Below are 16,103 nucleotides of genomic sequence, written 5' to 3'. Positions count from 1 at the left end.
CGGACCGCCGGGCCGCGGAGCCCGTCAGGCGGGGGGGTTCTGGCGGTCGAAGAGGATGCGGGCGAGCCAGAAACGCAGGAAGGCGGCCATCGAGTAGCGCACGAACAGCGCCGCGCCGGCGACGCTGATCGAGACGGCGACCGTACCGAGGACGATCGCGTCGCGCTGCTGCAGCGGGTTCGTCGTCCCGTGCGAGATCACGTACGCGATGACCCCCAGCACGGGGCCGGCCGCCAGCAGCACGGCGCCCAGGCGCAACAGCGCCCCCTCGGTACGAGCCCGCGGATCTCGGATGCGCAGTGCCGCCATGTCCGAGCGGAACGCGTCCGCGCGGCTGCCGCCGCGCGCGCCGCCTGCCCCCTCGTCCACGGCCGGCGGGGCTGGCGGGGCCTGCCCGGCCTGGCTCGCGGGATCGGCCGCGCCGGTCGTTGCGGCGGTGCCGGTCGTCTCGATCGTCACGATCTCACCTCGTCGATCGTCGTCATCGCGTCGTGCCTGACCGCCGGGGCCCGGACCGCGCGGGGCCGCGCGGCGCCGGAGGCGTCCTCAGGACTGTTCTCGTCACGGGCGGGTCGCCCGCCCAGGTAGGCGCCGGAGAGGCTGCCAGCGATGTCGGCCGGCCGGCCGGCGGCGGCGATCCGGCCCTCGACCAGCACCGCCGCGGTGTCGGCGACCTCGAGGACCGCCGCGGCGAACTGCTCCACCACGATGATCGTCACGTTCTCGGCGGCGATCGCCCGGACGGACGCGTACAGCTCCGCCACCACCAGCGGCGCGAGGCCCATCGACAGCTCGTCGAGCAGCAGCGCCGCCGGCTCGGCGACGATCGCCCTGGCGAGCGCGAGCATCTGCTGCTCGCCGCCGCTCATCGTGCCCGCCGGCTGGTGCAGCCGCTGGCCGAGTTTCGGGAACCGGGCGACGGCCCGCTCCTCGACGTCGGCCCGCGACCGGCCGCCGCGGTAGGTCATCATCCGCAGGTTCTCCCGGACGGTGAGGCTCGGGAAGACGCCCCGCCCCTCCGGGATCAGGCACAGCCCTCGCCGGGCGAGGTCGACCGGGTCGGCGCCGGTCACCCGCCGTCCGCCGAGCACGACGTCACCGGCGCTCGCCGCGTGCAGGCCGGCGATGACCCGCAGCAGGGTCGACTTGCCGGCGCCGTTCGGGCCGAGGACGGCGAGCACCTGGCCGGCACCCACGGCGAGGTCGACGCCGTGCAGCACCTCGACCCGGCCGTAGCGGGCACGCAGGCCGCGGGCCGCGACCAGCGGTGCCCCCACGCCGCCGGGTGCCGCGCCGACGCCCGGCCGCGACTCGGCGGGCCCTCCGGCCGGCAGGACGACGGTCATCGCGGCTCCTCCCCGGCCGAACCGGTCGTCGCGGCTGTCGCGGCCAGCCCCGCCTCGCCGGGGCCGGGGACGGTCCCGAGATACGCCTCGCGGACGCGCGGGTCGGCGCGCACGCTCGCCGGGTCGCCCTCGGCCATCAGGGTGCCGAAGTCCAGCACGTACAGGTGCGCGCAGACGCCCATGACCAGCGTCATGTCGTGCTCGACGAGCAGGATGGCCAGGCCCTCGCCGGCGAGTTCGCCGAGCAGGTCGGCGAAGGCCGCCGTCTCCTCCTCGTCCTGGCCGGACGCCGGCTCGTCGAGCAGCAGGACTCGCGGGCGCACGGCCAGCGCCCGGGCGAGCTCGAGGCGGCGGCCGAGGCCGGTGGGCAGCGTGTCCGCCCGCCGGTCGGCGAGCGCGGTCAGGCCCACCCGGGCGAGCAGCGCGCGCGGGTCGGCGGCGGCGCCGGGCGCCGAGCGGCGGCGCAGCCGGGCGGCGAGCTGCACGTTCTCCAGGACGGTGAGCTGCCCGAACAGCTCGAGGATCTGGAACGTCCTGGCGAGCCCGCGCCGGGCGCGCCGGTAGGGGGCGAGCCGGGTGATCTCCTGCCCGTCGAGCAGGACGTGGCCGGAGCTGGGCGGGAGCAGGCCGGTGAGGACGTTGAACAGGGTGGTCTTGCCGGCGCCGTTCGGGCCGATCAGGCCGGTGACCCGGCCGGCCTCCACGCCGAGGTTGACGGAGTGCAGCGCGACGTGCCCGCCGTAGCGGACCGTCACGTCGCGGACCTCAAGCAGCGCCAACGCGGACCTCCCCGAGACGGGACTCGTCGACGCCGGCCAGGGCCAGCCGGGCGTCGAGGACGTCGAGGTCGGTCTGGCTGACCGGGGCGTCGAAGCCGAGCCATTCCAGCGGACCGGACAGGCCCTCGTCCGGCCCGGAGACGACGGTGCCCCCGCCCGCGCCGGTCGCGGCCACCGTCGGCGCGGCAGCCGCGGTGGCGGTGGCGGTGGCGGTGGCGGCCGTGGTGGCGATGGTCGAGGCCGCCTCGGAGGCGACCGCGTCGCCCGGGACAGCCGCTGTCCCGGCGGCGCGAGCGACCGTCCCGGCGGCGCGGTCGAAGAGCGAGCGGGCGAGCAGCGGCGCGGCGACGGCGACGGCGACGATCCCCAGCAGGAGCACATCCCCGTCGACCACGTGCGCCAGCCGCAGCACCCACAGCCCGGTGACGACGCCCACGGAGCCGACCAGCACCGCGGGCACCCGGCGCACCGGCTCGTAGGCGGGCCGCAGCACCGACGGGATCAGACCGTTCGGATTGGCCGCCAGCGCCAGCGCCGCGAGGCCGGCGAGGGTGGCGGTCACCCGGGCGGCCGAGTCGCCGGCGGCGCTGCTGATCGCGGCGGTGCCGAGCAGCAGCCCGGCGGCCAGGCCGCTGCCGATCGAGCTCACCCCGGCGACGACGACGAGCAGCAGCAGGGTCAGTCCGGTGAAGAAGCTGAAGGAGTCGGCGGTGGTGGAGCGCACCGCGGAGGCGTAGACACCGCCGCCCAGCCCGGCGAGCCCCGCCGACAGGGTGAACACGGCGAGCGTCGTCAGCCGCACGTTCATCCCGAGCGTCGCCGACGCGGCCGGGCTCTCCTTGACGGCGATGAGCCGCTGGCCGAGCTCGCTGCGCCGCACCGCCACGACGACGAGCGCGGCGAGGGCGAACAGCACCGCGCCGGTGATGAAGAACGTCTTCGCCGAGTCGGTGTGGAAGCCGCCGACGCGGAACCGGTCGGCGGACAGCGTCCCGCCCTGGAACAGGTCGAAACGGTGCCCGGCCACGGTGAACGACGGCAGCTGGAAGATCCAGTTGTCGAGGGTGACGGCGAACGCGCCGGTCAGCAGCGCCAGGTAGATCCCGGACAGCCGCAGCGCCGGCAGCGACACCACGGCGCCGACGGCGGCGGCGACCACGACCGCGAGCAGCAGCGCCGCCGGGTTGCCACCGTTGCCCGCGTGCGCGACGACGGCCGCGCCGATGCCGGCGAAGCTCAGCTGGCACAGCGAGATCCGCCCGGCGTAGCCGACGAGCGGCACCATCGACACGCCGACGATCGCGAGTCCCCACATCGACGTGGAGGCGAACAGGTCGGCCTTCGACATCGTCGTCGCCGCGATGACCGCCCCGAAGACGACGGCGGCGCAGAACCCCAGGCCACCACCCCAGGTGGGCGTCGGGGTGATCTCGCGGACGGCGAGCGCCGGCCGGCCGCGCAGCCGGGAGGCACGCAGCACCAGCAGCGCGACGAGCAGCACCAGCACCGGCACCACCGGCAGCGCGCCGCGCAGGTACTGCTGGCCGTAGTGGACCTTTGGGAGGTAGCCGACGGCGTAGTCGGCGGCGAGCCCGACCACGAGCGCGCCGGCGAACGTCATCGGCAGGCTGCGCAGCCGGCCGATGACAGCGGCGGCGTAGGCGTTCACGATCAGCAGCGTCAGCGGGATCGCCGACATGGTGAGCTTCGGCGCGATCAGGATCCCGGCGAGCGCGGCGAGCGCCGTACCCGTCATCCAGGCCAGGCGCGCCGACGTGCTGGGCCGCGCCCCGTTGAGGGTGGCCAGGGACGGGTCGTCGACGCGGGCGCGCATCGCGATGCCCGCGCGGCTGTGGTGCAGCAGCAGCCACAGGAGGACGGCGACCGCCGCCGCCACGCCGAGCACGAGCACGTCGTTGTAGGGCACCGAGATGGTGCCGAGGTGGAAGCCCTTGCCGGCGAACAGCTCCTGAGACCGCCGGAACGTGCTCGGGTCCCACACCCACTGGACGAGCGAGACGAGCACGACGAGCACCGCGACGGTGACGACCAGCCTGGTCGACTCTGGAGCGCCGGCGAGCCGGCGCATCACCAGCCGTTCGAGCAGCAGGCCGAACAGCGGGGCGGCGACGAGGACGCAGAGCGGCAGCGCGAGCGGGGCCGGCAGCCCCCAGCCGACGGCCAGCTGCCAGTAGGTGAAGGCGGCGAGCATCCCGGTGGCACCGTGGGCGATGTTGAACACGCCGGTGGTGACGTAGGTGAGCGTCAGCCCGGACGCGCTGATCGCGTAGATCCCGGCGGTGGTCAGTCCACTGATGGTGAAGACCAGGAACTCGTGCACGCGCGACCTCCTGTCCCCCGCTGCCCGCCGTCTGGCGGCCGCCCGACTGCCTGGGCCGCCAGGCGGCCCGCGGCCGAGTGGCGCGGCCAGCCCGGCGACCACGGCCGCCCACGCGGACGGCCGGCGATCACTGTGGCCTACGCCACAGGACGCTCGGGGACATAGAACACGTTCCTAATCGATCAGGCAATGTTTTCACCCGCCCGGCCCACAAACAGCCGCGAGCACCCCAGAAGGTAGCGGAAAATCGCGCGATGGATACTTAACGTGACAGCGAGGCGTGTTCCCGGCAGGGTCTGACGACCCAGCCCCGCACATCACTAGAACAGGTTCTCGTTATGCGATAGAACCCGGTAGACGTAGGAACACGTTCTCATCGTGCCCGCCGCGACGCGCCTGTCGCGGCGTTCTCGTCGCTCCCCCGCCGGCCGGGCCGCACGGGTGGGCGCGACGCCGGGAGGCAGCCTTGCCTGTGTCATCTGGTGCCAGGTCCGGACCAAGGATTGTCACCAACACCGTCGAGTTCCCCTATCGCCGCAGCCTCGGGCCGGTCATCGGCACCTTCGTCGCCGCGCTCGCCCGCGGCCAGATACTCGGGGTGCGCAGCGGCGAGCGGGTGCTCTGCCCGCCGCTCGAGTACGACCCGGACACCGGCGCCGCCACGTCCGGCGAGTTCGTCGCCGTCGGCCCGGTCGGCACCGTCCGCTCGTGGACGTGGGTGGGCGAGCCGAGCGATCGCCACCCGCTGGACCGGCCGTTCGCGTTCGCCCTCATCCAGCTCGACGGCGCCGGCACGAGCCTGCTGCACGCGGTCGACGCCGGTGGCGAGGGCGCGATGCGCACCGGCCTGCGGGTCGTCCCCCGCTTCCGCGCCGAGCCGAAGGGCCACACCGGCGACCTTGCCTACTTCGTCCCCGAGGGCGCCGAGACGACCGACGCGGGCGTCGTGGACGGCGCGGCGCTCTCGCCCGTCGCTGGTGGCGAGCCGGGGGTGGTGCTCGAGCCGGTGGAGACGATGGAGTTCTGGTCGTCGCTGACGTACAGGGAGGCGCTGTCGGCCGCCAGCGAGCGCTACGCGCGATCCCTGCTGGCCGGGCGGCTGCTCGGCCAGCGGTGCCCGACGTGCGGGAAGGTCTACGTCCCGCCGCGCGACTTCTGCGCGATCGACGGGATCCCCCTGGGCGAAGGCGACGACCTGGCGCTGCCCGACCGGGGCGTCATCACCAACTTCACGATCGTCACCCCGGTGAAGTACCCGGGCCAGAAGGAGACCGAGCCGTTCGTGCGGGTCTCGGTACTGCTCGACGCGCCGGACGGCCAGCTGTCGGAGTCGGGAAGCGCGCTGATGGGCCTGCAGCCCGTCGTCGACGTCACCAACGAGGAGGTACGGGTGGGCATGCGCGTCGAGGCGGTGTGGCTGCCGGAGGCGGAACGCAACACCGACGAGCTCGGCAACCGCGGGTGGGGCTCGACGTCCGGCGCGCTCACCGGCTGGAGGCCGACCGGTGAGCAGGATCTGTCTGTCGAGCGCTACATCGACCGGGTCTTCTGATGAGCGCCGACCAGAAGGCCTTCGGCGAGCCGATCGCGATCGTCGGCTACGCGATCTCGCCCATGAGCGCGTTCTCCGAGGACACCGAGGTGCGGCTCTGCCTGGACGTCGTCACGCGGGCGCTCGCCGCCTCGGGGCTCGGCCGCAAGGAGATCGAGTTCACCTGCTCGGGCAGCGCCGACTACCTGTCCGGCGGCACGTTCACCTTCGTCGCCAACCTCGACGCCGTCGGTGCCTGGCCGCCGATCCGCGAGTCCCATGTCGAGATGGACGGCGCCTGGGCGCTGCACGAGGCGTGGGTGCGGCTGCTGATCGGCGAGGAGCGCACCGCGCTGGTGTTCGGCTCCGGCAAGTCGTCCACCGGCGACCTGTCCCGGGTGCTCGCCCTGCAGACCGACCCGTACTACCTGGCGCCGCTGGGCGCCGACCCGCTCTCGCTCGCGGCGCTGCAGGCGCGGGCGCTTCTCGACTCCGGCCGGGCGACCGAACGCGACCTCGCCGCCGTCGCCGCGCGGGCGCGCCGGGCCGCCGTGACCAGTCCGCACGCCCTGCCCGCGCTCGCCGCGGCCGCCGCTGACGCCAGCGGCACCGGCGGCACCGGCGGCACCGGCGGCACGGACGGCGGCGACGACCTGGGCGACCAGATCGACGCGCTGCTCACGGCCGACTACGTCCGTTCGCCGCTGCGCGCCCATGACACCCCGCCGGTGACGGACGGCGCGTGCGCGCTCGTGCTCGCCACCGCGACCGTGGCGCGCCGGCTCGCCGAGGAGAAGGGCATCACCCCGGTGTGGATCACCGGGCTCGAGCACTTCGTCGAGCCGCACCAGCCGGGCACGCGCGACCTCACCGACTCGGTGTCGGCGAGGCGCGCGGCCCAGGCGGCGGGGCTCGCCGGCGGCGCCCCGGTCGAGGTGGCCGAGCTGTCGGCGCTCTACAGCCACGAGGAGATCATCCTGCGGGAGGCCCTGGGCCTCCCGGACGGCTGCGAGATCAACCCGTCGGGCGGCCCACTGGCCGCGAACCCGACGATGGCCACCGGACTGGTACGCGTCGCCGAGGCGGCCAGGGCGATCCAGGAGCGCGGCGTGAGCCGGGCGCTCGCGCACGCCACCTCCGGCCCGTGCCTGCAGCAGAACCTCGTCTGCCTGCTGGACCGTCAGCCCCTCGGCAAGGAAGCACACACCAGCCAGGGCAGCAGCCAGGAAGGAGGCGCGCGGTGAGCGGCGAGCCGTGCGCGGTCATCGGGATCGGCCAGACCCATCACAGGAGCAAGCGCCTGGACGTGTCGCTCGCGGGCCTCGTCCGGGAGGCGGCGGCCCGCGCGCTCGAGGACGCGGGCCTGGACTGGCCCGACATCGACGCCGTCGTCATCGGCAAGGCGCCGGACGCCTTCGAGGGCGTCATGATGCCCGAGCTCTACCTCGCCGACGCGCTCGGCGCCGCCGGAAAGCCCATCATGCGCGTCCACACCGCCGGCAGCGTCGGCGGCTCGACCGCGATCGTCGCCTCGCACCTGATCCACGCGCGGCGCCACCGCCGGGTACTCGCGGTCGCGTTCGAGAAGCAGTCGGAGGGCAACGCCCAGTGGGGCCTGGCCGGAGGGAAGTCCGGTGGCATGGGCGCGGGCGGCATCTTCGCGCCCTGGATCCGCTCCTACATCCGTCGCTCCGGCGCCCCCGAGCACATCGGCTGGCAGGTGGCCGTCAAGGACCGGCGGAACGCGCTGAAGAACCCCTACGCTCACCTGAAGCTCGCCGACATCTCGATCGAGAAGGTCCGCGACTCCTTCATGCTCTGGGACCCGCTGCACTTCCTGGAGTCCTGCCCGAGCTCCGACGGCGCGTGCGCGATCGTGCTGACCGACGAGGCCGGCGGTCGGGACGCGGCCGCCGCGGGCCGCTCCCCCGCCTGGGTGGCGGCGACGGCGATGCRCAGCGAGCCGACGTCGTTCCCCGGCCGGGACGCGGTGCGCCCGCGGGCGGGCGTCGACTGCGCCCACGACCTGTACCGGGCCGCCGGCATCACCAACCCCCTCGCCGACATCGACGTCGCGGAGCTGTACGTGCCGTTCAGCTGGTACGAGCCGATGTGGCTGGAGGGCCACGACATCACCGGCCAGGGTGGCGGCTGGAAGCTCGTCGAGAGCGGCGAGACCGAGATCGGCGGCTCGTTCCCGGTCAACCCGTCCGGCGGGGTGCTCTCGTCGAACCCGATCGGCGCGTCCGGCATGCTGCGCTTCGCCGAGGCGGCGCTGCAGGTCCGCGGCCGGGCCGGCGAGCACCAGGTCGACGGCGCCCGCACCGCCCTCGGCCACGCCTACGGCGGCGGTGCCCAGTACTTCGCCATGTGGATCGTGAAATCGTCGTTGTGAGCCAGGCGGCGGCTGTGGGGCCCACAGCTGTGGGCCCCACCGGCGTGAGCCCCGCGTAGCAGCGGTTCCGATCAAAGGAGATCACCGGTGCCGTTACCCGAGGAGTTCCACGCGCTGGCCCGGAAGGTCAACAACTGGGGGCGGTGGGGGCCGGAGGACGAGCGGGGCACGTTGAACCTGCTCACCGACGAGGCGGTGCGCCGCGGAGCCGCGTCGGTACGTTCCGGGAAACGCTTCCCGCTCGCGATCCCRCTGTCCCAGAACGGTCCGCAGGTGGGGTTCATCCCGGGGCGGATCAACCCGATCCGCACCATGATCTCCCTGAACGAGCCGCTCACCGGTGACCCGACCCAGGTGTGCTTCTCCGACGACATCTTCGTGATGGGCGCGCAGGCGGCGACCCACTGGGACGCGCTCGCGCACGCCTCGTACGACGGCCGGATCTACAACGGCTTCGGGTCGGCCACCGTCACCGCGGCGGGCGCCGCCCGCTGCGGTGTCGACAAGGCCGGCCCGGTCGCCGGGCGCGGGGTGCTGCTCGACGTCGCCCGGGCCAAGGGCGTCGAACGGCTCGACGGCGGCTACGCCATCACCGGCGACGACCTGGACGCCGCCGCCGACCTCGCGGGTGTCGCCGTCGAGCCGGGCGACATCGCGCTGGTCCGCACCGGGCAGATGCGGCTCCTGCACGGCGGCGACAGGATGGCCTACCTCTATCCGGTCGCCGGGCTGTCACTGCGCTCGGTGGAGTGGATGCGCGGGCACGACGTCGCCGCGGCGGCCACCGACACGATCGTGTTCGAGGTCTACCCCGGCGAGCTTCCGGACGTCGAGCTACCCGTCCATCTGCTGCACCTGGTGGAGATGGGCATGACCCAGGGCCAGAACTTCGACCTGGAGGACCTGGCCGCCGACTGCGCGGACGACGGCGTCTACACCTTCCTGCTGGCGGCGACCCCGGAGCCGCTCACCGGTGGCCTGGGCGGTCCGGTCGCCCCGCTCGCCATCAAGTAGCCCGACGACAACAGGACGCGGGCCGCGGCTTTCGCCGTGGCCCGCGGCTGTTCTCTTCTCTCCCGCACCGTCACCGCGTGGTGGCCGGCGAGAGCACCACCTCGCGGATGACGCGGACGCGGTGGCGCCATGGCGGGTCCGCTACCGGAACACCCGCCGTAGCCACTGGGAGATGCCCTCCAGGACCAGCGTGGTGACGACAATCATGATGACGAGCGTCGTCACCTGGCCGTGCAGCTTCAGGACGGGCGAGGCGACCGTCAGGAAGTAGCCGATGCCGCTGCCGCCGACGATGCCGAGGATCGTCGCCGCCCGCAGGTTCGTGTCGACGAGGTACAGCGAGTTACTCAGGAGCGAGGGAAGCCCCTGCGGCCAGGTCGCGGCGAGGTAGCGCTGACCCCTCGTCGCGCCCGCGGCGGTGAGGGCGCGCTCCGGCCCGGCCGGCACCTCCTCGAAGGAGTCGGCGACGAGCTTGCCGAGCAGGCCCACGCCGCCGAACGCGAGCGCGACGACGCCCGCCTGGTTGCCAAGACCGGTGACCATGATGAGGAAGATCGCGAGCACCAGCTCCGGTACGCCGCGGAAGATCACCAGAATGACGCGGAAGGCGTTGCGCACCCGGCCGTTCGGGGCGACGTTGCGCGCGGCGAGCGACCCGAACAGCAGCGAGAAGAACAGCGAGAGCACCGCGGCCGCGAAGGCGACCTCGATGGTCACGAGCAGGGCGTGCATGTACTCGCTGAAGGTGTGGCTGCCGAGGCTCGGCGGCCAGAAGCTCTTGAGCGTCGGCCGGACGTACTCCCAGGTGATGTCGCTGAACTTGACGTCCGCCATCCAGTAGCTGCCGATGATGAGCGCCAGAGCGGCGAACGACCAGCTCAGGTTGCGCACCCGGGAGGAAGTCCACGGGCGCTTCATCATCGACTCGGCGGTCGTGGGGCTCGCGCCCGCGCCGAGCTTCGGCGCGGGCGCCGGCGCGTTCCTGGTCGCCCTGCGAACGATGCGGTCGCCGAGGCCCTTGCCGGTGGGCTGGATGCCGAGCAGGTTGCGCCGGATGGTCGACGAGACGATCTCGAGCACGACGCAGAGCACGAAGATGACGATGGCGATGCCGAGCCCGCGGCCGTATCCCTCCGGAAACCTCTCGAAGGAGATCTTCATCGCGTAGCCGAGGCCGCCCACGCCGGCGTAGCCGAGGATGGCCGAGCCACGAAGGTTGATGTCGAAACGGTGCAGGACGGTCGCGATCCACGACGGCAGCACCTGGGGGAAGACCCCGGACCAGAACTCCTGCGCCCGCGACCCGCCCGCCGCGCGGATGGCGAGGCGCGGGCCGTCGTCGATCTGCTCGATCGCGTCGGCGAACAGCTTCGAGATCATGCCGATCGAGTGGATGCCGATCGCGAGGATGCCGGGCAGCGGGCTGCCGAGGACGAAGACCAGGGCGAACGCGAGGGCGAGAACGACGTCCGGGAGCGCGCGGGTGAGGACGCCGATCGCCCGGCCGATCGGGCGCAGCCAGAACGCCGGAGTCGTGTTGTGCGCCGCGATCCACGCCACCGGGACTGAGATGATCGCGGCGATCACGGTCCCGAGGATCACGATGCCGAGTGTGAGCCCGATGAGGTAGAACAGGTCGCTCGGCCCCGGAACGCTGATCGGGTCCATCTGCCCGAACACCTTGGCGGCGTTGTCGAAGCTCGAGACGGTGTTGCTCCACGAGAAGTCGAGCGTCGTCAGCGAGTAGATCGAGAAGCCGAGCATCGCCAGGATGAAGGCGCCACCGATGATCCTGCTCACCGGAACGGGCCGCCGCGGAGCCCGCCGCGCGACGTCCGGCGCGGCGGTGGCCCGGGCGGCCTCAAGAGTGGTCACGCTATGCCGTCCTGGGCCGGCACCGAGGAGATGGCCGGAGCGTCGTGGACGGGAGGGTCAACCGTGACGTCCGACAGTTCCGTCGCGATCGCCTTGAGCTCGGCGGTCGAGGTCGCCACCCGCCCGTAGATCTCCATCACCTGGGACTTGCTGAGGCCGTCGGTGGTGGTGTCGAGKACGACCCCGCCCTGGCGCAGGCCGACGATCCGGTCGCCCCAGTCGAGCGCGAGGTCGACCTGGTGCAGGCTGCAGACGACGGTCAGGCCGTCGTCGGCCGCGATCTCCCGGATGAGCCGCATGACCTGCTCGCTCGACTCGGGATCGAGGCTCGCGACGGGCTCGTCGGCGAGCAGGATCTCGGGGCTCTGCATCAGCGCGCGGGCGATCGCGACGCGCTGCTGCTGGCCGCCGGAGAGCTGGTCTGCCCGCTGGTAGGCCTTCTCGAGCAGGCCGACTCGGTCCAGGTGGGTCAGCGCCGTGAGTCTGAGGCTCTTGGGGTACGACCACAGGCCGATGCGCGGGCCCGACAGGCGCGAGAGCGCGCCGGTCAGCACGTTCTCGAGCACCGTGAGGGAGGGCACCAGCTCGAACTGCTGGAAGATCATGCCCACACGCCCGCGCAGCGCGCGCAGCGCCTTCGTCCTGAGCTTGGGAACGTTCTGTCCGAGGACCTCGACCGTCCCCCTGGTCGGGAACTCGAGGCCGTTGAGATGCCGGAGCAGCGTCGACTTGCCCGAGCCGGAAAGCCCGAGCAGYACGACGACCTCCCCGGGCTCCACCGTCAGATCGACGTCGTGGAGTGCTCTCGTGGAGGAGCCGAAGTCCTTGGTGACTCCGCTCACAGAGATGATCGGGGAGGCCGCCGCGCCGCTCATGAGCTACCTGTCTCTTCTATCCGACTACCTGGAGCAGTCCGCTACTTCTTGGCGCAATCCGCGGCAGTGACCTTCGAGCAGATGTCGCGGATCGCGTCGTAGTAGGAGTCGTCCTCGGGCTTCGCGCCCTGGAAGGCGTCCTTGAAGCCATCAGTGACGGTGATGCCGGCCTTGGTGATGTMGTCGAGCGTGACGCTGCCCAGAGTCGCCTTGAGCTTGGTCTGGACGCTCTGCGGCAGGGCGGTCGAGTAGGTCAGCGGGCCGCCGGGCACGTACTGCTTGTCGAGCGAGACGAGCGAGCCGTCCTTCACGCCGGGCTCGACTTCCGAGTCCTCGGCGAAGCCCGCGTCGCACTGCTTCGAGGCCACGGCCTGGACCGACTTGTCGTGGGCGCCGGCGAAGGACGCCTTGAAGTCGGCGAAGGTCGGGTTGCCGCTGGCGTCCGTGCCCGACGGGGTGATGTTGAGGCCCGCCTTGCTCAGCGCGAGCATCGGGAAGAGGAACCCGGAGGTCGAGCTCTTCGAGACGAAGCAGACGGTCTTGCCCTTGAAGCCGGCCACCGAGGTGATGTCCGAGCCCTTGGGAACGATCGCCTCGGAGTAGTAGCCCGGGTCGGTCAGGCCGGCAGACGCGATGACGGCCGACGCGACGGTCTGCTTGGCGCCCTTGTTGGTGGCGTTCACGTAGGTGAGGCCCGAGAACGCGGCGACGTCGACCTTGCCGGCGACGGCGGCGGCGATGAGAGCCGTGTAGTCGGCGGTCGGGAAGTACTCGACCTTGTAGCCGGTCTGCTTGGCGATGTACTCCTCGAGCGGCTTCCAGTTCGAGTCCGAACCGGCCTGGTCGGGCACCGTGCCGAAGATGAGGGTGCCGGCGCTCTTGGCGAACTTGCCCGCCTCGGCCGAGCCACTGGCCCCGGCGGACGCCCCGGCCGTGCCGGTGGAGTCGTCGTCAGAACCACAGCCCGCGAGAGCCACGACGGCGAGCAGCCCGCCGACGGCGAGGCCAGCCATGGCCCGCTTGGTGCCGATGAAACGCATGTGGACCCTTTCGATGTTCTTAGTGGAGTTCAGTGCGTACGGGTGTCCCGGTGGGTTCACCACGCTGGGCGCGAGGCGGTCCGGGACGGGTGGTGGTCGTGGACGCGTGGGTCTTCTCGGGACCGGGTCGCCGGTCCGGGTGGGGTGGCTGACTTGTCAGGGAGGAGCCGCGACCCGGTGGGCCACGGGCGGCCAGGGGGTCAGGTGGCGCCCGCCGGGACAGGCGCGCCAACCGGGATCCGCCTCGCCGCGGCGAGGGCCGCGGCGAGTGGGTCGGGCAGCTCGGGGGCCGCGGCGGCGGCGGCGAACGCATCGGCGGCGACCTCGACCATGAGGGCCGTCTCCAGGCATGAGATCGACTGGAGCCGGCAGAGGCCTCGGATGCCCGTCTCGGCGGCAGGTGCCGGACGCTCGAAACCCCGGGTGGCATAGCCACCCATTCGGCCGGTCACGGCATCACCGCCGGACAGACACGAAACCGTTCCGCGTCCGCCACATGCGGGATCCGCGAAACGCGGCTCTGGCATATGGCGAGACGCCGCAATTCCTCCGCGCAGGCAGGCTCGCAGGACCCCCGGTCGTCCACGTCCAGAACCTTGATGGCCCAGCCTGAACGGGCAGTGAACCATGAGCGTTGCGCCAGCAACGTTCGTGTGTCGTGGGCAAGGCGATTTGCGCGTGTTCGTGGCGGCTGTCTGCGCGCGTTACGAGGACATGTCCAACGCGAGGCGCAGCCGCCGGTCGTGACGCAACGATGACGCAACGCTGCCAAGAGCCGACCCGTCGACGCGCAGACACCCCCAGGCTTGGACGTCCCCACAAGCCAGGACACGGCGATGTTCGAGCCGCGCGCCCCGGCCGAGCCGCGCGCCCCGGCGCAGCCACAAACAGCAACGACGCATCAGCGCCGCGTCAACAGGACCACCTTGCCGGGCCGCGCCAGCCCGGCCCCTCCATATGCCCTAGTTCCGGTCCGCGCGGGGAGAGCGCTCCGCGCCCATCGAGTAGTCCGGGTCCCGGGTGTCCGGACCGACGAGCCAGCCGAGCAGCGCGGACAGGACGAGCACGCCCAGGATCACAAGAACGATCATCGCCGCCCTCCCACCGAGCGTCCGTGAAGGCCGCGAAGGTCCAGGGCGGCGGGCGACGTGACGAGGTCGGGGCGCGCCACGAGGAGAGCGCCGACGGCGGATGTCGCGAAAGCGGATGACGGGTCCGGAACGATAGCGCTATCTTCTATTCTCATGGGAAATGGTAGCAGTAGGGACGCCGGCAGCGTCGACAAAGTCACCGACGAGTTGCGCTCCCTCGCTGATACCCGAGCCGTCGGCGCTCGCCTGCCCAGCACCCGCGACCTGCAGCAGCGGCTGGGCGTAGGCCCGGTGACCGTGCAGCGGGCCCTCGCCCGCCTGGTCACCGAAGGTGTGCTGGTCACCCGGCCGGGCGCCGGTACCTTCGTGTCCGCGCGCCGCTCCGCCCGCGTCGGCGACACCGACTGGCAGCAGGTGGCGCTCGGCGCCAGCCCGGTGTCGACGTCCGGCGTCGACGTGCTGCTGGCGGGCGCCCACTCGACCGGCTTCCAGCTGGGCGTCGGCTACTTCGACGCGACGCTGCGCGCCGACAGCCGGCTCGCCGCCGCGGCCAGCCGCGCGGTGCGCCGGCCGGACGCCTGGAGCGCGCCGCCGGCGGCGGGCGTCCCCGAGCTGCGCAGCTGGTTCGGCCGCCAGGTCGGCGCCGATCCGGACCAGGTCCTGATCACCCCGGCCGCCCAGGGCGCCCTCTCGGCCGTCTTCCGCGCCCTCCTGCCAGCCGGGAGCCCGGTGCTGTTCGCGGTGCCGACCTACCCCGGCGCGCTGGCGGTCGCGCGCAGCGCCGGCCACGTGCCGGTGCCGGTGCCGACCGACGCCGACGGCATCCGCCCGGAGTTGCTCGAACGGGCGCTGGCGGCGACGTCGGCCCGGCTGCTGTTCCTGCAGCCGACGTTCGCCAACCCGGACGGTGGCGTGCTGGCGCACGCGCGCCGCCGCGAGGTGCTCGACATCTGCGAGCGGGCCGGCGCCTTCATCCTCGAGGACGACTTCGCGCGCTGGCTCGGCCACGGGCAGGTCCCACCGCCGCCGCTGTGGCGCGACGACGACCAGGGCAGGGTCATCACCGTCTGCTCGCTGACGAAGATTCTCGCCCCGAGCCTGCGCATCGGCGCGATCGTGGCCCGCGGGCCGGTGATGACCCGGCTCGCCTCGATGCGCCAGGTCGATGACTCGTTCGTGCCCATGCCGCTGCAGCACACCGCCGTGGAGATGGTGGCCGGGCCGGGCTGGTCGGCCCAGCTGCGCGCCGCCTCGGCGGCGCTGCGTACCCGGATGGCCACGCTCACGGCGGCCCTCGCCACCGAGCTGCCGGAGTGCTCGTTCGCGAACCCCCGCGGGGGGATCAGCGTCTGGCTGTGGCTGCCCCGCGGCACCGACGACCTCGCGGTCGCCACCCGCGCGGGCCGGCTCGGGGTGACGGTGGCGCCCGGCCGGTACTTCGTGATCGGCGAGCAGGACGTCAGCTACCTGCGGTTGTGCGTCGCCGGGATCAGGGAGCCTGACATCCCCACCGCCGTCGCCCTGCTCGCCGAGGCCGTCCGCGCCAGCGCCGGCACCACCGCCGACCGCTCGTTCGCGGGATAACCGAACAGCCATAGCCAGGGACGTCGCGAAATTCCTGAAACAGTGGAAACCATCCCGTTACCGTCGACGATGCACAGGCGTGCGTACGGAGTGCCGCCGGTGATACGCGACCGGGAAATCCTCAAATGGCCACAAAGGTGCCGTTGTCAGATGATAGATCCACTATGGTGCCCTGAGCAGGATCCACCGGGTCCAGCGCATTTCCCCACGCCTCACAAGGTGAGTGAGTACA

General features: G+C 72.5%; 14 protein-coding genes. 5 read left to right on the top strand and 9 right to left on the bottom strand.

Annotated elements, in window-relative coordinates:
- Positions 1-24: 24 nt before the first annotated feature.
- Genes BL253_RS02865 through BL253_RS02850 form a run of 4 tightly spaced genes read right to left on the bottom strand, consistent with a single transcriptional unit; the run spans position 25 to position 4,466 of the window.
- Positions 25-459, bottom strand: coding sequence for a hypothetical protein (locus BL253_RS02865; protein ID WP_076813333.1), 435 nt, complete (start codon positions 457-459; stop codon positions 25-27).
- Complete coding sequence (locus BL253_RS02860) at positions 456-1,346, bottom strand: ABC transporter ATP-binding protein (RefSeq protein ID WP_076813332.1); 891 nt, start codon at positions 1,344-1,346, stop codon at positions 456-458. The genes BL253_RS02865 and BL253_RS02860 overlap by 4 nt, the downstream gene beginning before the upstream one ends.
- Positions 1,343-2,125 carry an ABC transporter ATP-binding protein gene (locus BL253_RS02855; protein WP_076813330.1) on the bottom strand — a complete coding sequence of 261 codons (783 nt, stop codon included), beginning with the start codon at positions 2,123-2,125 and terminating at the stop codon, positions 1,343-1,345. Before BL253_RS02855 ends, BL253_RS02860 begins: the two co-directional genes overlap by 4 nt.
- Positions 2,112-4,466 carry an ABC transporter permease subunit gene (locus tag BL253_RS02850; protein WP_076813328.1) on the bottom strand — a complete coding sequence of 785 codons (2,355 nt, stop codon included), beginning with the start codon at positions 4,464-4,466 and terminating at the stop codon, positions 2,112-2,114. The genes BL253_RS02855 and BL253_RS02850 overlap by 14 nt, the downstream gene beginning before the upstream one ends.
- Before the next feature lie 472 nt (positions 4,467-4,938).
- Between BL253_RS02850 and BL253_RS02845 the strand changes: the two genes are divergently transcribed.
- The 4 genes from BL253_RS02845 (at position 4,939) to BL253_RS02830 (ending at position 9,406) form a co-directional block, all read left to right on the top strand.
- Positions 4,939-6,018, top strand: a complete 1,080-nt coding sequence (locus BL253_RS02845; protein ID WP_081437930.1) for a Zn-ribbon domain-containing OB-fold protein — start codon at positions 4,939-4,941, stop codon at positions 6,016-6,018.
- Positions 6,018-7,241, top strand: coding sequence for a lipid-transfer protein (locus tag BL253_RS02840; RefSeq protein ID WP_076813326.1), 1,224 nt, complete (start codon positions 6,018-6,020; stop codon positions 7,239-7,241). Before BL253_RS02845 ends, BL253_RS02840 begins: the two co-directional genes overlap by 1 nt.
- Positions 7,238-8,392: a thiolase domain-containing protein gene (locus BL253_RS02835; protein ID WP_076813324.1), complete on the top strand. Its 1,155-nt coding sequence runs from the start codon at positions 7,238-7,240 to the stop codon at positions 8,390-8,392. Before BL253_RS02840 ends, BL253_RS02835 begins: the two co-directional genes overlap by 4 nt.
- Positions 8,393-8,479: 87 nt before the next feature.
- Entirely contained in the window at positions 8,480-9,406 is a 927-nt protein-coding gene (locus BL253_RS02830; protein ID WP_076813323.1) for a cyclase family protein, read from the top strand.
- Between the two features lie 141 nt (positions 9,407-9,547).
- Here BL253_RS02830 and BL253_RS02825 read toward each other — a convergent pair whose 3' ends face one another.
- The 5 genes from BL253_RS02825 to BL253_RS02805 all read right to left on the bottom strand — a co-directional run bounded on the left by BL253_RS02825 (position 9,548) and on the right by BL253_RS02805 (position 14,287).
- Positions 9,548-11,281: a PhnE/PtxC family ABC transporter permease gene (locus BL253_RS02825; protein ID WP_076813321.1), complete on the bottom strand. Its 1,734-nt coding sequence runs from the start codon at positions 11,279-11,281 to the stop codon at positions 9,548-9,550.
- Positions 11,278-12,156 carry a phosphonate ABC transporter ATP-binding protein gene (gene phnC / locus BL253_RS02820; protein ID WP_076813320.1) on the bottom strand — a complete coding sequence of 293 codons (879 nt, stop codon included), beginning with the start codon at positions 12,154-12,156 and terminating at the stop codon, positions 11,278-11,280. The genes BL253_RS02825 and phnC overlap by 4 nt, the downstream gene beginning before the upstream one ends.
- 41 nt (positions 12,157-12,197) lie before the next feature.
- The gene (locus BL253_RS02815; protein ID WP_076813319.1) at positions 12,198-13,196 is read right to left on the bottom strand and encodes a phosphate/phosphite/phosphonate ABC transporter substrate-binding protein; all 999 of its coding nucleotides are present in this window, start codon (positions 13,194-13,196) and stop codon (positions 12,198-12,200) included.
- A 200-nt stretch (positions 13,197-13,396) separates the two neighbouring features.
- Positions 13,397-13,648 carry a hypothetical protein gene (locus tag BL253_RS02810; RefSeq protein WP_131831436.1) on the bottom strand — a complete coding sequence of 84 codons (252 nt, stop codon included), beginning with the start codon at positions 13,646-13,648 and terminating at the stop codon, positions 13,397-13,399.
- A gap of 510 nt (positions 13,649-14,158) precedes the next feature.
- Positions 14,159-14,287, bottom strand: a complete 129-nt coding sequence (locus BL253_RS02805; protein WP_076813315.1) for an adenylyl-sulfate kinase — start codon at positions 14,285-14,287, stop codon at positions 14,159-14,161.
- 153 nt (positions 14,288-14,440) lie between these two features.
- Here BL253_RS02805 and BL253_RS02800 point away from each other — a divergent pair, with 153 nt between their 5' ends.
- Positions 14,441-15,871: an aminotransferase-like domain-containing protein gene (locus tag BL253_RS02800; protein WP_076813313.1), complete on the top strand. Its 1,431-nt coding sequence runs from the start codon at positions 14,441-14,443 to the stop codon at positions 15,869-15,871.
- Positions 15,872-16,103: the final 232 nt, after the last annotated feature.

Origin of the sequence: Pseudofrankia asymbiotica (genome assembly GCF_001983105.1) — a bacterium.
Taxonomy (GTDB): Bacteria; Actinomycetota; Actinomycetes; order Frankiales; family Frankiaceae; genus Pseudofrankia; species Pseudofrankia asymbiotica.
The sequence above is the reverse complement of the archived record's forward strand: the minus strand, read 5'-3'. Positions and strand labels throughout refer to the sequence as shown.